The organism is Bacillus sp. MN7755 (assembly GCF_054771475.1).
This window is the reverse complement of the sequence record NZ_BTRL01000015.1, coordinates 202,714-220,084: the sequence shown is the minus strand read 5'-3', so window position 1 is coordinate 220,084 and position 17,371 is coordinate 202,714. Positions and strand designations below refer to the sequence as shown.

General features: G+C 35.0%; 15 protein-coding genes, 1 pseudogene and 2 other annotated features (1 of these 18 cut by a window edge). Of the genes and pseudogenes, 15 read left to right on the top strand and 1 reads right to left on the bottom strand.

The genetic code is table 11. The annotated features are described in order from the left end of the window. Window positions 1–32 precede the first annotated feature (32 nt). Complete coding sequence (locus ACYVEC_RS17725; RefSeq protein ID WP_063223255.1) at window positions 33–1,106, top strand: Rap family tetratricopeptide repeat protein; 1,074 nt, start codon at window positions 33–35, stop codon at window positions 1,104–1,106. After that, window positions 1,103–1,228 (top strand): hypothetical protein, encoded by a 126-nt coding sequence (locus ACYVEC_RS17720; RefSeq protein WP_063223256.1) that lies wholly within the window; start codon window positions 1,103–1,105, stop codon window positions 1,226–1,228. Before ACYVEC_RS17725 ends, ACYVEC_RS17720 begins: the two co-directional genes overlap by 4 nt. Window positions 1,229–1,547: 319 nt before the next feature. Here ACYVEC_RS17720 and ACYVEC_RS17715 read toward each other — a convergent pair whose 3' ends face one another. After that, window positions 1,548–2,348 carry a hypothetical protein gene (locus tag ACYVEC_RS17715; protein WP_063223257.1) on the bottom strand — a complete coding sequence of 267 codons (801 nt, stop codon included), beginning with the start codon at window positions 2,346–2,348 and terminating at the stop codon, window positions 1,548–1,550. Window positions 2,349–2,457: 109 nt separating this feature from the next. Here ACYVEC_RS17715 and ACYVEC_RS17710 point away from each other — a divergent pair, with 109 nt between their 5' ends. From ACYVEC_RS17710 to ACYVEC_RS17650, 13 genes and pseudogenes are all read left to right on the top strand, one after another. Then, the gene (locus ACYVEC_RS17710) at window positions 2,458–3,105 is read left to right on the top strand and encodes an HD domain-containing protein (protein WP_063223258.1); all 648 of its coding nucleotides are present in this window, start codon (window positions 2,458–2,460) and stop codon (window positions 3,103–3,105) included. Next, window positions 3,102–4,997 carry an ABC-F family ATP-binding cassette domain-containing protein gene (locus tag ACYVEC_RS17705; RefSeq protein WP_063223259.1) on the top strand — a complete coding sequence of 632 codons (1,896 nt, stop codon included), beginning with the start codon at window positions 3,102–3,104 and terminating at the stop codon, window positions 4,995–4,997. The genes ACYVEC_RS17710 and ACYVEC_RS17705 overlap by 4 nt, the downstream gene beginning before the upstream one ends. A 75-nt stretch (window positions 4,998–5,072) precedes the next feature. Next, on the top strand, window positions 5,073–5,804 hold the full coding sequence (locus ACYVEC_RS17700) for a Bax inhibitor-1/YccA family protein (protein WP_098557354.1): 732 nt from the start codon (window positions 5,073–5,075) through the stop codon (window positions 5,802–5,804). Between the two features lie 106 nt (window positions 5,805–5,910). Then, complete coding sequence (locus ACYVEC_RS17695) at window positions 5,911–6,165, top strand: DUF4318 domain-containing protein (RefSeq protein WP_460507514.1); 255 nt, start codon at window positions 5,911–5,913, stop codon at window positions 6,163–6,165. Window positions 6,166–6,324: 159 nt separating this feature from the next. Beyond that, a complete protein-coding gene (locus ACYVEC_RS17690; RefSeq protein WP_460507511.1) occupies window positions 6,325–6,663 on the top strand; it encodes a single-stranded DNA-binding protein in 339 nt (112 codons plus the stop codon). 164 nt (window positions 6,664–6,827) lie between these two features. Next, the gene (locus ACYVEC_RS17685) at window positions 6,828–7,955 is read left to right on the top strand and encodes a conserved virulence factor C family protein (protein ID WP_275718874.1); all 1,128 of its coding nucleotides are present in this window, start codon (window positions 6,828–6,830) and stop codon (window positions 7,953–7,955) included. Between the two features lie 3 nt (window positions 7,956–7,958). Continuing rightward, on the top strand, window positions 7,959–8,342 hold the full coding sequence (locus tag ACYVEC_RS17680) for a thiol-disulfide oxidoreductase DCC family protein (RefSeq protein WP_063223264.1): 384 nt from the start codon (window positions 7,959–7,961) through the stop codon (window positions 8,340–8,342). A gap of 83 nt (window positions 8,343–8,425) precedes the next feature. Continuing rightward, window positions 8,426–8,860, top strand: coding sequence for a BrxA/BrxB family bacilliredoxin (locus ACYVEC_RS17675; RefSeq protein ID WP_000063705.1), 435 nt, complete (start codon window positions 8,426–8,428; stop codon window positions 8,858–8,860). Between the two features lie 49 nt (window positions 8,861–8,909). Next, window positions 8,910–9,686, top strand: a complete 777-nt coding sequence (locus tag ACYVEC_RS17670) for a class I SAM-dependent methyltransferase (protein WP_063223265.1) — start codon at window positions 8,910–8,912, stop codon at window positions 9,684–9,686. Between the two features lie 40 nt (window positions 9,687–9,726). After that, window positions 9,727–9,941: a binding site (T-box leader), on the top strand. A gap of 45 nt (window positions 9,942–9,986) precedes the next feature. After that, window positions 9,987–11,675 carry an arginine--tRNA ligase gene (argS, locus tag ACYVEC_RS17665; protein WP_199677619.1) on the top strand — a complete coding sequence of 563 codons (1,689 nt, stop codon included), beginning with the start codon at window positions 9,987–9,989 and terminating at the stop codon, window positions 11,673–11,675. A 112-nt stretch (window positions 11,676–11,787) separates the two neighbouring features. Then, window positions 11,788–12,117: pseudogene (locus ACYVEC_RS17660) on the top strand (DUF2085 domain-containing protein). 29 nt (window positions 12,118–12,146) lie between these two features. Next, window positions 12,147–12,365 carry a hypothetical protein gene (locus tag ACYVEC_RS17655; protein ID WP_063223267.1) on the top strand — a complete coding sequence of 73 codons (219 nt, stop codon included), beginning with the start codon at window positions 12,147–12,149 and terminating at the stop codon, window positions 12,363–12,365. Between the two features lie 477 nt (window positions 12,366–12,842). Continuing rightward, window positions 12,843–17,045, top strand: coding sequence for a bacteriocin-processing peptidase family protein (locus tag ACYVEC_RS17650; RefSeq protein WP_098556223.1), 4,203 nt, complete (start codon window positions 12,843–12,845; stop codon window positions 17,043–17,045). A 92-nt stretch (window positions 17,046–17,137) separates the two neighbouring features. After that, window positions 17,138–17,371, top strand: a binding site (T-box leader) (it continues 6 nt past the right edge of the window).

Sequence of the window (17,371 nt, the reverse complement as noted above, 5' to 3'; positions counted from 1 at the left end):
GGTAATATTTAACAAAGGGGAGGTAGAAGTAGATGAGTGTTGACAGTATTTCTAAAGAAGAAATCACAAAATTATTAAACGACTGGTATCAAGCTATGATTTCACAACGTGTATTACAGTCTAAGAAAATAAAAGAAGAGATTGCAAATAAAATCAATAATATTAAGGAAGACCAAACAATATTAGTCTACTATGCTTTATTGAATGGGCGGTATAACCTGCTAATACGTGATATGGATAGTTCGAAAGATATTTTGGACAAGATTGAACCATTACAAGAGCCTACGGAAACATTTTTAGAGTACTATTATCATTTATTTAAAGCGATTTATGCTATTAATACAGCAAACCATAGTGAAGCAAGAATGCAATTTGAAAAAGCTGAAATATTTTTAGAGTACATGCATGATGAAATTGAAAAAGCTGAATTTAATTATTGGCTTGCAGTTTATTACTATCACATATTAAAACCAATCCTAGCAGTTCAATTTGCTGTGAAGGCGAATGAAATATTTTCAATTAGCCCAGGGTATGAATTAAAAACTGCAGCATGCTTAAATACTTTAGGGATGGCACACATTCGACTAAATGAATTCGAAAGTGCAGAGGAATATTTACTTTCAGCACTAGGTACTTTCCAAAAATCTAATGATGAACTTCTTATTAAACGAGTTAAGCATAATTTAGGACTTTTATATGCAAGTCAAAACATGCCAGAGTTAGCAATTAAACACTTAGAGGATTCATTAGAAAATAACGCTAAAACTATGTTTCTTTTAGCAAGAGAACACTTTAAGTTAGGTTACAATCATATCGCCAATGAATACATTGAGAACGGCTATAAAATAAGTGACTTATGTTATCGACATCATTTTCAAATTTTAAGAGCATTACATAACTATGCGCCACAAGAAGAACTAGAAAATGTGGTCATGGAAGGTATTTCGTATTTTGAAAAAGAAGAATTATATGATTGGGTAAAAGAATATGTTTCTCTTTTAGGTGAAAGATTCTATGGTTCAGAAAATCATGAAAAAGCTAGCAAGTATTTGCACATCGCTTTAGATGCAGACAAAAAGAGCATAGAAAGAAGGGCGCTAAAATGAAAAAAGCAATCTTATTAATGATGATGTTATCCGCTGTTTTTACTTTAGGGATTAATAATGTAAAAGACGCACCACAAAACGAACCAATTCAAGTATTTATGGATCATGGAGAACATATTTAAAACCTAAGGAAGAGGGCGCTTATAGTGTCCTCTTTTTAATATCTATTATTTATATGATGAGGTTGCAGGTACGTCTTTAGGTTATTGTTTGATAAACGTAAGATGTTTCTAAAAATGTGTATACAAAGGTGTGATTTTGTACTATATATGTTCACATATTTGCTCACATTTTGTTCACATACCATATGAAAAAGTATGAAAATCTATAAAAATAATTATTTCAATAAAATTTGTTCTAGATATTAAAAAGTGCCAAAACCCTTGTGGTATAAGGGTTTTGGCACTTTTGTGTTTTTTATATTTTATCAAATAAACAACCCTAAAACTGCTCATTCTTCTCCCAAGATTCTACAATATAATGCGCAATCGTCGGATTAAAGCCTTTACCAACTAAAAACATAATTGCAGCAACTTCTGTTAAAGCGTGTTTGTGTGATGTATGTTTTGCTTCATTTAAACCGTAATCTACCCAAGGTTTTACGAAATCTAGTACAGGTTTCTTTAAAGGTAAAAACTGTGTACCGACAACTTGTTGAATTTGTTGTTGTGTTGGTTCTGTAATTGGTCCAGGTGGTAAGATTTGAGGCTGTGTAATATCGAATGTAGGTCCAGGCGGTAAAATTTGTGGTTGAGTCGGATCAATTGTTGGTGGTTTAGGTGGTGAGACACGTGCGTCGTAGTTTGGTTGATACATTTGTTGTTGGTATTGCGGTTGTTTAGACTGAGTTGGGTATGGGTTTTGTTGAAATTGTTGTTCTTGATTTTGTGGTGCTGTATATGGATTTTGAGGGTACTCATAATTCGGACGTGTGTCATATGGATTTTGTTGATATTCAGTTTCTTGATTTTGCGGTGTTGCAAATGGATTTTGCTGAAATTGTTGTTCTTGATTTTGTGGTGCTGTATATGGATTTTGGGGATATTCATAATTTGGACGTGTGTCGTATGAGTTTTGTTGATAATTAGTTTCTTGAGTTTGCGGCGTTGCAAATGGATTTTGTTCATATTGTTGCTCTTGCTGTTGTAACTCTTGTTCTTCATATTGTTCTGTATATCTTTGTTCTTGTTGCTGAGGGTAAAATGGTTGTTGTGGGTAAGGCGGTTGATTATTATAGAACATATTTATTCCTCCTTCATGATGATGCCTACCACCCAGTGTATGGGCGGACAAGAAAATATGTGATGAAAAAATGCGGGCGTGTTACAATAAGTAACTGGGTGAAGATAAAATGACAAAACAAGAAAAGGTTCAAAAAACAATTACTTTTGTAAAACATATTTTAGAAAAAGATGCGAGTGGGCATGATTGGTATCATATTGAGCGCGTACATAAACTGGCGATTTCTTTATCCGAGCAAGAAGGAGGAAATCGTTTTATAATTGAAATGGCAGCATTACTTCACGATGTGGCAGATGAGAAGTTAAATGAAAGTGAAGAAGCAGGAATGAAAAAGGTTTCTGATTGGTTAGAAGAGTTACATGTTGAAGAAGAGGAAAGTAAACATGTTCTTCATATCATCGCCAATATGTCTTATAAAGGTGGTCATGGCGGTAAAGTTGAGTCACTTGAAGGGAAGATTGTTCAAGATGCAGATCGCTTAGACGCTCTTGGTGCAATTGGAATAGCTCGCACATTTGCATATGGTGGAGCGAAAGGGCGATTAATGTATGATCCAACTATTCCTCCGCGTGAAGTGATGACGAAAGATGAATATAGAAAAAATAATGACCCATCTCTAAATCATTTTTATGAAAAACTTTTAAAACTAAAAGACTTAATGAATACGAACGCAGCAAAACAAGAGGCTGAAGTTCGTCATCGTTATATGGAACAGTTTATTGAACAATTTATGAAAGAGTGGAATGCACAAATATGAAAATGTTAACTGTGGAAAACTTATCAAAATCATATGGAGAAAAACCGTTATTTGATGGATTATCATTTAGTATTGCAGAAGGACAACGTGCCGGAATTATCGGTGTAAATGGTACTGGTAAATCAACGTTATTAAAAATTATTGCAGGGGCAGAAATTCCTGACACAGGTGATATGACTCATTCACGTGGGTATACAATTAGTTATTTATCACAGCAACCTGAGTTTGATGAGAAATTAACAGTATTAGAACAAGTCTTCCATGGTGATACACCTTTAATTCGTCTTCTTCGTGATTATGAAAAGGCGCTATTACATATCGAAAAAGATCCAAGTAATGAAAAAGTACAGGAACAATTATTTGCAGTGCAACAACGTATGGATGCGATGAGTGCGTGGGAAGCAAATGCGAATGCCAAATCATTATTAACGAAACTAGGAATTACGGATTTCACAGCAACTGTTGGAAATTTATCTGGTGGGCAGAAAAAACGTATTGCGATGGCGCAGTGTTTTATTGAAACACCGGACCTATTAATTTTAGATGAGCCTACGAACCATCTTGACCATGAGACAGTTGAGTGGTTAGAGGAATATTTAGCGCGATATACAGGTGCGGTATTACTTGTAACCCATGATCGTTATTTCTTAGATCGTGTGACGAATCGTATTTTCGAATTAGATAATGGAAAACTGTATAGTTATGAAGGAAACTACAGTACGTTTTTAGAAGCGAAAGCACTTCGTGAAGAGCAAGAACTTGCGCAAGAATCAAAGCGTCAAAACTTATATCGCCGTGAACTAGCGTGGATTCGCCGTGGTGCAAAAGCTCGTTCGACAAAGCAAAAAGCACGTATTCAACGTTTTGAAGAGATAAAAGGTCAAGAAGGACCAGCTGCAAAACAGTCTGTTGATATTGCACTTAGCGGTAGCCGCCTTGGGAAAAAAGTACTTGAGCTAAAAGATGTAACAAAAAAATTCGGTGATAAAACGGTATTGAACAATTTTAATCATATTGTGAAACCAGGCGATCGTATCGGAGTTATTGGAGCGAATGGAAGCGGGAAATCTTCGCTATTAAATATGCTTGCAGGTAAGTTATCTCCTGATAGTGGTGAAATTGAAGTTGGGCAAACTGTAAAAGTTGCTTATTATACGCAAGAAAATGAAGAGATGAATTTAAATCAACGTATGATTGAATACATTAAAGAAATTGCGGAAGTTATTCATACGACAGATGGAAAAGTAATTGGTGCGTCTCAAATGTTAGAACGTTTCTTATTCCCGCCACATTCACATGGTACACCGCTTGGTAAACTATCTGGTGGCGAGAGAAGACGTTTATACTTATTACGTATATTAATGGGAGAACCGAACGTACTATTACTGGATGAGCCTACGAATGATTTAGATACACAAACATTAACAGTGTTAGAAGATTATTTAGAAGATTTCCCAGGCGTCGTTTTAACTGTATCGCATGATCGTTACTTCTTAGATAAAGTAGTTGATGAATTGTTCATCTTTGCTGGCGGAGGCGAAGTACGTGAATTTTTAGGTAGCTATACTGATTACTTAGAAATGGAAAAAACGAGAGAGCTCATTGAGAAAGCGGAAGTGCAAAAAGAGAGAAAAGTAGTAGAAGAAGCACCGAAACAACAACGTAAGCGTAAACTTTCATATAACGAGCAACGCGAATGGGATACAATTGAAGATACAATTGCAGGACTTGAAGAAAAACTGGAATCTATTGGAGAAGAGCTTGCGAATGTTGGTTCTGATTTTACGAAAGCTCAAGAATTGTCTGAAACGCAGCAAAAAACAGAAGAAGAGCTGGAAAAAACGATGGAAAGATGGAGTGAACTATCGGATATTGTTGAAGGATTAAAATAAAAACAAGCTGCATATATTGAAAAGTAAAGAGAAAAACTTTACACTATTGGTAGAACCTATTTTAGGAGGGAAAAAATGAGAACATCTAATCCAATGTTGAAAAAAGAGGCATTTCGTAAAGAGGGAGCAAGCGCTTCTGCGATGACGATTGGCGGAACAGTAGGCAAAACGTTCATTATGCTTATCTTGCTACTTGCAACGTCTGTCTATTCATACATACAGATGATGCAGGGGACGATGAAAATGCCGGTGTTAATTGGTGCATTAGTAGTTGCAGCAATCATCGCATTTGCATCTATGTTCTTCCCGCGTATTTCACCTTTTGGTGCACCGATCTATGCAGCAGTAGAAGGGGTTGTATTAGGTAGTATTTCAGCAGTTTATACAATGAAATTTGGCGATTCTATCGTTTTAAATGCTGTATTACTAACAATCTCAATTCTATTTGCAATGTTAGTGTTATATGCAACACGCGTAGTAAAGGTAACGGATAAATTCCGTACAGGCGTAATGGCAGCAACACTTGGAATTATGGTTATGTATTTAGTCGTATTTCTACTAAACATGTTTGGTGTGACTGTTCCGTACATTCACCAAGGCGGTACAATCGGTATTATTATTAGTGCAGTTGTTATCGTAGTTGCTGCATTAAACTTATTACTAGATTTCGATTTAATCGAAAATGGTGTACGTAGTCAAGCTCCGAAATATATGGAGTGGTACACTGCGATGGGACTAATGCTTACATTAGTTTGGTTATACTTAGAAATTCTTCGTTTCGTTTCATACTTTACGAAAAATGACTAATAAAAAAATCCTGCATGAAAAATGCAGGATTTTTTTATTTTCAAAGATAAATTGATGATGTGGTATAATATGGATGTTAATAACTTTAAATTGAAGGGGATGGAATATGATGAAAGAGAAAAAAGGGATTATGAAAAAACTATTTTCTAAAAGTTTTTTCATAGAACTAGATGAAGCTTTAACGTATCCATCATCGGAAGTTATTACTTCAGCTATCGTAGGGTATGCAGCTGAATGTAATGAACAACTTAAATTTGAGAGTAAAGTAAAACCGATTACTTTTTATTTAGGAAGTGTATTGTACCGTGTTGAAATAAAGATGGCTCACGGAGGATATTACATATCCTGCAGTGAAGTATAATTTTTTGAAACCTTACATGTTTATAATATGTTAGGTTTCTTTTTTGTTTTTATAAGATATGAAATAATTTTTTTTACTATAAAATATATTATTTTACACTTTTTACCCTCCACACATTTTTCTTTACAATGAAGAAAAATATGTGAGGTGGTATAACTTATGATGAATCGAGTTGTATTAATCGGTATATTGACAAAGGAGCCAGAATTATACTACACAAAGCAAGGCGTCGCTTATGCACGAGTATGTGTTGCGGTGAATAGAGGTTTTCGAAATAGTTTAGGTGAGCAACAAGTAGATTTTATTAATTGTGTCGTTTGGCGAAAATCGGCTGAGAATGTAACTGAATATTGTACGAAGGGGTCTCTTGTTGGGATTACAGGGCGTATTCATACGAGTAATTACGACGATGAACAAGGAAAGAGAATATATAGAACGGAAGTTATGATTGAGAGTATTACCTTTTTGGAGAGAAGACGGGAGGGCGCATCGCAATAAGAGAGGACTTTAAACAATGGTTTGGGGGAATTAGGTGGAAAGAGAAAGAATGAAAAAGTATGATGATGGAAAGAAATCAGCAAGATAAAGCATCCGAGTAGGTTTAGAGAGGTGGAACATGTTACAATACACCTAAGAACACGCAATAAAGGAGAGTTTTTTACGTGAAGATTAAAGCAATTGAACCGACGCCAAGTCCAAATACAATGAAAGTTATTTTGAATGAAGTATTACCATCGGGAGCGCGTAATAATTATACAAATGAAAATAAAGAACAAGCGCCAATGCAAGTGCAAGAAATTTTGAAAATTGAAGGCATTAAAGGTGTATATCATGTAGCCGACTTTTTAGCGGTGGAGCGAAATGCAAAGTATGACTGGAAAGTTTTATTACAACAAGTTCGTGCTGTTTTCGGCGAAGAAGTAGTAGAAGAAAGTGAAGAACAACAACTTGCTCATTTTGGAGAAGTGAAAGTGTTTGTTCAAATGTTCTTTACAATTCCCATGCAAGTAAAGTTAACAGATGGAACGACGGAAGAACGTGTTGGTTTACCAGATCGTTTTAAAGAATCAATTATGAAAGTTCAAATGTCTGCACCAAACGTTGTAAAAGAACGTAAATGGGTGGAACAAAGTACACGTTACGGTAATTTTGAAGAAATCGGGAAAGAAGTAGTAGAAGAAATTGTTGCTGCTTATTCAGAAGCACGTGTAAATGAAACGGTTACAGAATTATTAAATCAGGCAGGGGCTGTTGAAGTAACGATTCAAAAGCGTGAGCCATATAAAGTAACAGAAGAGATGATGAAAGATGCTGACTGGAAAAACCGTTTTGCAGCATTAGAACAAATGGATCCTACAGAAGACGATATTCCAGTGTTGAAGATGGCGTTAGATGATGAAAAAGTTTCAATCCGTCGTTTAGCAACAGCATATTTAGGTATGGTAAAAGGTGATGAAGTATTACCGTTATTATATAAAGCACTATTAGATCGTTCAGTAAGTGTACGCCGTACAGCGGGCGATTGCTTATCAGACGTAGGTGACCCAGCAGCGATGTTCGTTATGATTAAATCTCTGAAAGATCCAAGTAAATTAGTACGCTGGCGTGCAGCGATGTTCTTATTTGAACTTGGAGATGAAAGTGCGATTCCAGCATTAAAAGCAGCGCAAGATGATCCAGAGTTTGAAGTAGCAATGCAAGCGCGTCTAGCATTAGAGCGTATTGAGGGCGGAGAAGAAGCAAAAGGTTCTGTATGGAAACAAATGACGGAGTCTCGTAAAGGGGAATAATGTATGATTGTTTTCTATGATAGTTGGTGTCCGATGTGTACGGCGGTTGCAGATCGTACGAAAAAACTAGATAAAAAGGGTAAGATGAAATTTGTTTCATTTCGAGATGAAGATATAGTTGAGAGGTATGAAATTTCTCAAGAACTACAAAGTAAGATGGAACAAAGATTGTATATTTTAAAAAATAGTAAGTGGTATGACGGAATTCATAGCATACATGTATTAGCAAAGGCTGTTCCATCTTATTGGTTTGCAGTGCCTTTTATAAAGCTATCTATCGTACTTGGATTTGGAAGTAAAGTATACGATTATATCGCTAACAATAGAAAACTTGTCCCAGTTGGACATTGCCGTGAAGGGGTTTGTGAAATCCCTTCAAAAAAATGAAATCATCGTTATGTTTCTTTTGCACCTATTAATAGAGCGTGATATGATGAACTTGGAATGAAAGTTGAAGGAGAGATTACAAGATGTCAAATGCTTATGAAGAATACATGCGCCAAATGGTAATTCCAATGCGCCAAGAATTAGTACGTTCTGGATTTGAAGAGTTAACTACAGAAGAAGCTGTAACAGAATTTATGGAAAACACGGCAGGCACAACTTTAGTAGTTGTAAACTCTGTTTGTGGTTGTGCAGCTGGTTTAGCACGTCCATCAGCAGGTCAAGCAGTTGTTCGTGCTGAAAAACAACCTGATCATCTTGTAACTGTATTCGCAGGTCAAGATAAAGATGCTACTGCAAAAATGCGTGAATACTTCGGAGAAATTCCTCCATCTTCACCATCAATGGCATTATTAAAAGGAAAAGAAGTTGTTCACTTCATTCACCGTCATGAAATTGAAGGTGCAACTATGGACGAAATTATTACGAACTTAGAACAAGCTTTCGAAAAGAATTGCTAAAGAAGGGGGAGAGTAAATCTCCCTCTTTTCTTTATATAGAGGTGAAACAATGATAGTAACAACAGCAGGGAGAACAAACAAAGAAATGACAGATTATGCAAATAAGGTAGCAGCAGAATTAAATAGTTCTTTCGTTAAACGTAATGACATACCAGTACATACACTGCATGAGCAGTATGAACAAGATATACTTGTTGTGGGCAAAAACCGATTAGCTATTTATCCAAAAGGTACGGAAGAGTCGTTTTTCTTTCATCCAAACTCAGCGATGTTTCGTGTGAAAAGGTTAATGCGCGGAGAACACGATCCATTTGTACAAGCTGCTAAATTAGAGAGCGGAATGACAGTGTTAGATTGTACGCTCGGTATGGCATCAGATAGTATTGTAGCTAGTTATATTGTTGGTGAAAGCGGAAAAGTAACAGGACTTGAAGGCAATGAATATATGGCTTACATCATGGGAAATGGTTTGCAAACATGGTCTTCATCCGTTTCTGAAATTGATGAAGCAATGCAACGAATTAATGTAAAGCAAACGGAGCATTTTCAGTTTTTAAAACAATGTGAGGATAATAGTTATGATGTTGTTTATCTGGATCCAATGTTTGAAGAAACTGTCATAGAATCAGATGGAATAAAAGGGTTAAAACACTTCGCTTTGTATCATGATATTACTGACGAAACAATTGCGGAAGCGAAGCGTGTGGCGAGAAAGCGTGTCGTTCTGAAAGATCATTTCCGTAGTTCTAGATTTGAAAAACATAATTTTCACGTATACAAAAGAAAAAGTGCTAAGTTTCACTTTGGTGTAATTGACCTTTGCTAATTGTTTGAAAAGATGTATAATAAGCAATAATTAATTAAATATACTGTCTGTGATGAAGAGAGTAGTCTTTTTTAGACGGAAAGCGAGCTAGGGATGGTGTGAGCCTAGTGCGGAAGAAAAAGATGAAGCGCACTTCGGAGATGCTTCTTGAACGAATAGTAGAGTAAGCCGAGGCCCCCTGTCCTCGTTATAAACGGGAAAGTGGTTCGTAATGAACAACAAGGGTGGTACCACGGGTTAAAACTCGTCTCTTTTTTAGAGACGAGTTTTTTGTGTTTTAAAAAATAAGGAGGTTATTTCATGGATTATAACACGCATTTTGCGAAAAGTTTATCCAGTATTTTAAAGGATGAATTAACGCAAAACCAAATTTTAGACTTAATTGAAACACCAAAACAAGATGATTTTGGAGATGCAGCGTTCCCATGTTTTTCACTTGCGAAGCAATATAAAAAATCACCAGCTTTAATCGCAAAGGAAGTTACGGAGAAATTAAGTGACCCGTTCTTTACGAAAACAGAGGCTGTTGGTCCTTACGTAAATGTATTTTTTAATCGTGAAACTGTAAGTGATGCAGTATTAAAAACGGTTTTAGCGGAGAAAGAAGAGTACGGCCAAAATCACATTGGCTGTGAAAAAACGGTCGTTATCGATTATTCCTCTCCAAATATCGCGAAACCTTTTTCGATGGGGCATTTACGTTCTACAATGATTGGAAATTCCCTGAAACATATCGCTGAAAAATGTGGCTATGAAGTTGTAGGAATTAATTATATTGGGGATTGGGGAACACAGTTTGGAAAGTTAATTACCGCCTATAAAAAATGGGGAAATGAAGCAGTAGTTAAAGAGGATCCAATACGTGAACTATTTAAGTTATATGTTCAATTCCATGAAGAGGTAAAAGACGACGAAGAACTAGAAGAAGATGGACGCGCTTGGTTTAAGAAATTAGAAGAAGGTGATGAAGAAGCAGTTGAGCTTTGGAATTGGTTCCGCCACGAATCCTTAAAAGAATTTTCTCGTATTTATGAACTTCTCGGTGTTGAATTTACTAATTATCAAGGAGAAGCTTTTTATAATAATTTAATGGAAGACTTTATTGGGATTTTAGAGGAACATGATTTGCTTGAAGAGTCAGAAGGTGCATTAGTTGTTAATTTAGAAGAAGAGGGAATGCCGCCTTGCTTAATTAGAAAATCAGATGGTGCGACTATTTACGCAACGCGTGACTTAACAGCAGCGTTATATCGTCAAAACACATACGCATTTGATAAAGCATTATATGTAGTTGGCCCGGAACAAAGTTTACACTTCAATCAATTTTTCACTGTATTAAAAAAGCTTGGATATACTTGGGTTGATGGAATGGAACATGTACCGTTTGGGTTCATTTTAAAAGATGGTAAGAAAATGTCGACACGTAAAGGGAGAGTTATTTTACTTGAAGAGGTACTTGAGGAAGCAATCGAACTTGCAAAACAAAATATTGAAGAGAAAAATCCAAACTTAAAGCAAAAAGAAGAAGTAGCAAAGCAAGTCGGTGTTGGTGCAGTCATCTTCCACGATTTAAAAAACGAACGTATGCACAATATCGAATTTTCATTAGAAAACATGCTGAAATTTGAAGGTGAAACAGGCCCATATGTCCAGTACACACATGCACGTGCTTGCTCTATTTTAAGAAAAGAAAGTGTAGAATTTGAAACGTGTACGTTTGTATTAAAAGATGATCATAGTTGGAGTGTCGTAAAATTACTAAACAAATTCCCGCAAATAATTGAAGCAGCCTTCACCAAAAATGAGCCATCAATCATTTCGAAATACGTATTAGATGTAGCACAATCGTTTAATAAATATTATGGAAATGTGCGTATATTGGAAGAGAGCGAAGAGAAAGATAGCAGACTGGCATTAGTGTATGCTGTGACGGTTGTATTAAAAGAAGGATTACGTTTACTTGGGGTGGATGCTCCTGAGGAGATGTAGCATAGTAGTAAACTGACAAACCGGTTTTAGTATGAACCTGGTTTGTTTTTTTATTAGATATATAATTCTTTTGCAAAATCAATTAAAATCTTTTTAGAGAGGGTGATTCATATTGATCCGAACTTTAATTTTGCAAATTCCTTGTCATAGAAGAGCGGAGAGAAGTTTCCTTAAACTACAAAAGTACATACCTTTATGTGCGCGTTGTACAGGCATGCTTATCGGTATTTTAATGTTTCCAATTTATTTTTATATAACCCCTTCATTTCTTTTGGCAATCATACTATCATTTTCTGCTCAAATTCCGTTACTCATTGATGGATTCATCCAAAAGTAGAAATGGAGAAGCAGCACAAATTTGCTAAAAGTAACTACCGGTGTATTAAGCGGTAATGGTATGGGGTTATCCATTTCGTCTAGTGTTATATGGATATTATCTTAAGGTATATAGTAACGGAGGTATTTACATAAATGTTCTGGGTTTACTTAATTCTAATTTTTATTTCAGGCGGAAGTGGAATCGGTTTTATAATTCAAAACAAGTATACAGAAGCAATAATAGCTTTTGTTATTTGCGCACTACTGATTTGGCTGCTGTATTATTATCTTAAAAGAAACAAAAGAAAGAGAAAATCAGATTGTGGCGATGTAGACTGTACGGATTGTTTAGATTGTGATTGTACTTGTTAATGAATTTTCTTCAATTGAAAAAGTATCTATATTTGGGAATTCGGCATTAACTTCAACTGGTGTGTTTCCTAGTGATGATTACGGTGTTTTTGTATATTTGCAATTTGATAAATGAAAAAATGTCATTTATTGTCGATAAGTCGATATTCGACATATAATCGCTGATATATGTTAAGAATCGGTCGATATATTTTGAAAATCGCCGATAAAACGAAAGAATCGCTGATATATTTGAATTATCGACGATATAATTTTATGTACAGAGTTCACCTTTCGAAAGATAAGATTCACATGTTACGTTATTACATATAATCAAACAAAATACAGAGAAAAACAATCATTTTTACTATATTTTGTTATAAATTTGAATAATATTAATTAATACCACTCATTATAAGTGATTTTAGTTGAATACCTACTATATGATGTGTAAAATCTAAGCAAGTAGCAGTTTAAATAAATATTCGAGGTGAATACATGCTAGATTTTAAGCAGTTAGATGCTTGTTTGAAAGACAAGAGATTTATAGATGGATTACAGGAAATAAATAATGAAATTTCATATATAAAAGAAAAGAATACTTTATCTTATTTGAAGAATTGGCTTGCTAATATTCCTTCACATAAAGAGTTTGATATATTAATACGTCTTACTGATGAAGGGCTTATGCACCAATACAGTTCATTCCTCATTCGCTATGCATATAAAAAATTCCCAAATATGAGAACGCTCTCTTTATATTGTGATGAGTTAATTGATGAGCGGAAAATACTTGAAGTAGAACAGTTGTTAAAAGATTCGTTAGAAGAGGTAAATAAAGAAGAAATAGAAGTTGATCTTTTAGCGAAAACATATTTTACGTTAGTACGATGTTTGCTAGAAATGAAACGAAATGAAGAAGCCCTTTTTTATATGAAAAAGGCAGAAGAGTACAGTGCACGTGCTGTATTTGATAAATGGGGCTACGTCTATATGCATACAGGTGAATGGGAGAAAGCAGAAGAACAATTTATAGCTGGCATGCAGCATAAAGATTGTGAAGAGTTATCTACCTATTTATTATCACAGTTATATGCGAATAAAGGAGAACAAAAACGTGCATTACAGCTAATTGATGATGCGATTGTAAAGTTCCCGCAAGTACCATATTTTCATTTTGAAAAGGTAAAATATTTATTAGATTTAGAGAAGTATGAAGAGATGTTAGCGGTAATAGATAATATAAATAATCAGCTTCCTTATCATGCTTATAAAGCTTATTTTGTACATTTACGTGCAGAAGCGTTTTACAAAATGAATAAACTTGTAGATTTACAACAGTTATTAAAAGAAGAAAAAAGTTTAAAAGAGTCTTTATATCATAATTTAGAAAAAAATCCAGATGGAAAAAAGGTTCACTTACCTATAGTTCCAATTGTACAAAAGGATAATTATTGTGTGCCGACAAGTTTAGAAATGATGTTGCAGTTATGGGGAGAAAAACGTACACAAGATGAAATAGCAGAGTTTATTTTTGATATGACTGGCTCGAAGTTTTCAGATACTGTTTCTTATTTAGAAGAATTAGGTTATGAATATCGTTATTTTAAAGGGAATGTGGAAAATTATAAGAGACTGCTAGATCAGGGGATTCCCGTTTTATTAAGTATAGATATTGAGCATGCTTCACATGTGCAAGTGCTAGCTGGATATGATGATACGTTACAAGCTTTTTATGTTCAAGATCCGAACTTTATAGAACCAGTTATTGTGGAATATAGTAAGTTACAAGAAAAATATCGTTATACAGGTTGTTTAGCGATTACGTTTGTTCCGAAAGAAAAGAAGGAACAATTATCATTTTTAAATGAAGAAGAAAATCATTATTTTAAATCCATTTTTTCTTTAACGGATCATTTAGATGAACAAGATAAAGATGGGATTCATAGCTTAGTACAGTTTTTAAAAGAGACGAGTGATAATCCGAATACGTGGTTATATACGATTAAACATTTAGATGTTGAAGTAGATAATAAGTTTATTTTATCTTGTATTGAAAAGTTAATGGAGAGGTTTCCGAACTCAGATTTTGTTAAATTACATGGTGCGCAGTGCTTTATTCGCCTTCAAGAATTAGAAAAAGCAGGGCAAATGCTCGCGAGTGTTGAGAAGAAAAATAATCGTGCTTTATATCATTTAATAAACGGAAGATATGCTTTTGAACAGGAAAGTTATATAGAAGCAATTTCAAGTTTTCGTTCCTCATTACAATTAGATGCAGATCAGCCGATTGCTTGGAGTTTTCTCGCATTATCATATATGTATATCGATCAATCTGAAAAGGCATTGCAGTTTTCTCAAGTTGCTTTAGAACGTAGTCCAGAAAGATTCACTTTAACGAATCACGGGTTAATATTAATAGATTTAGAAAGATATGAAGAAGCGTATGAAATCTTTAACGATCTGTTAAAAGAGTATAAAAATGAAGCACATGTATGGTATGAGCGAGCGAGATGTGCGCATCATTTAGGGAAATTACATTTAGCGATAAAAGGGCTTAAAATAGCGATTCATTTGGATAGCAATGCACCTTACATTTATACGAAACTTTCGGAAATATACGAATCTGATTTGAAGGATGAGGAAAGTACGAAAGAAATTTTATCAAAAGGTATTGAGAATTGTGATGATAAAGCACCTCTATACGTAAAATTAGGTGATTATCACTTTCAAAATGATAGTCTTGAAGAAGCAGAAGTATTGTATAAGCGTGCTTTAGAAGAAAATGATGAGGATGTTTATTCTCATTTCGGACTTACACAAGTTTATATGGCAAGAGAGCAATACAAGGAAGCAAAAGAATATATTCTCGGTATTGAAAAACAAATTGAAAAGAGCCAAGATTTTCATATGAATGCGGGAATGGTTTTATGGGATGCTGAGGTTGAACTTGGTGGAAATGAAGAAGGGTTTAAAGTAGCGTTGTCTAGGTTAGAGAGTGGTATAAAGCAGAGCGAATATAATGTAGCAAGTGCGTTAGATGAATATGTGAATCGAATTAAAGGAACTGTATTTGTACAACGAGGGATAGCATTTTTAAGAACGCTACACAAAGAAAGAAATGAAGTAAGTGAATTCGGTTGTTATACAGGTATTTTATATGAATCTATTGGGCAGTACGGCCAAGCGATGAAAAGATATAATAAGGCGATAGAACAAAAGGCAACAGCATTACCTTATTACCGAATTGGTGAAACACTTATGGCATTAGGGCAATTGGTGGAAGCAAAACAAGCGTATGAAACATGTTTAGAGCTTGATGGGAATTTCGTAGGTGTACATTTACAGCTTGCAGAAATATACGAAAAAGAAGAAAACCGCTCTAAAGAACAAAGTCATATGGTTCAGGCAATGAAAGAAGAGCCGCTGCATATTAATATGGAATATTTGGCACAGCTTTCAGTAGAGATGAATCTTCAGGAAGAGTTGCTGACTGAACTGGAACAATTAGCAGACGAAGTACCTGAAATATGGCGATTAGATGCGATTGCCTACGTATATGGAGCGATGGATGAAATAGATAAAGAACAAGCGCAGATTGAAGAAGCACTACAAGTAGATGGTGAGCATACAGAAGTTCTATATCATTATGCAAAAGTATTAGTGAAAAATAGAAATGCAAAAGCGATTGAAATTGCAATGAAAGTGATACAAAAAGATGTAAAGAATGAACGTATATTTGATGTATATGTAAAAGCGATAGAACAACATAAGAAATTGTCTAACATACGAGATTTTCTTCATACATTAAAAGTGAAAAAAGTAGAAAGAAGTATGGCATTTATGTATGCTGCATCTGCGGTTACAGAAAGATGGATTGAACGTCAACAAAATGAACAGCCGAAAAAATCCATATTTACGAGAGCTTTTTATCGTATGAAAAACCGTGCGAAAGAAATTTCGATTATTACTACAATCATTGATTTATATGAAATTTCCTTAAAGCTAAATTCGAAAAATAGTATGGCAGCGCAGCGATTTGCACTATTTTACGAGAATGTGGCGATGTATAAAGAAGCAGTAGATGTATTGCAAACATCGTTAGAACATAAATGGGATTACGATGTAGCGAAGCAACTTGTAAATCTTTTCATAGAGTGTGAGGGGGAAGATATGTTACGAGATGCTTCGGAATTAACGAAGCAAATGGTTCGAGAGTTACCAGATGATTATGATACCCTTCTTCTGCAAGCACAAGTCTTCTTTAAAGCAGGAGAAGTAAGAAAAGCAGAAAAGATTACCTTACAATTAACGGAGCAAACACCGTTTGTAAGTAGAGCGTTTCTTGCTTTAGGAGAAATGTATCAAAGTCAAGAAAGGTTTGAAGAGGCAATTCATGTATTGAAAAATGCTTGTATACACCATCCAAATGAAACCGCAATTCTGCTTTCTTTAGCATCTTCGTATCATGGTGCCGGACAAACGATAAAGGCAGAAAAAATAACAAATGAAGTATTAACAATTGATGAGAGTGATTTGTTAGCAAGATACGATCGTGCTTGTTATTTAGCACAGTTAAACAGAATGGAAGAGGCGAAAGAAGAGCTTGAAATTGTACTTCGTGAGGATGAGTCAGGATTTTTCGCTGAACTTATCGAGGATGATGAAAACTTAGCAGCATTGCGAGAATTTGAAAAGTAATTGTATACGAATAGGGAAAAAGAGTGAAAATATATTTTGAATTAGTTGACAATTTATTGCCCGATGGAATAAAATAGCTTTTAACAAAGTATACAAATCTGAAGACGAGAAAGAGTAAAATAGTGTACTGTTCCCCAGAGAGCCGGTATGTTGCTGAAAGCCGGTGTGCAGACGTTATTTGAAAATCATCTCCGAGGAGCCGAGGCTGAAAGTGAGTAAGCCCGGACGGATGTCTACCGTTACAAAGAACACGTATGATAGTACGTTGCTAAGTGCTATTAGTGAAGAGCTAATAGAATTAGGGTGGTATCGCGGGTAAACCCGTC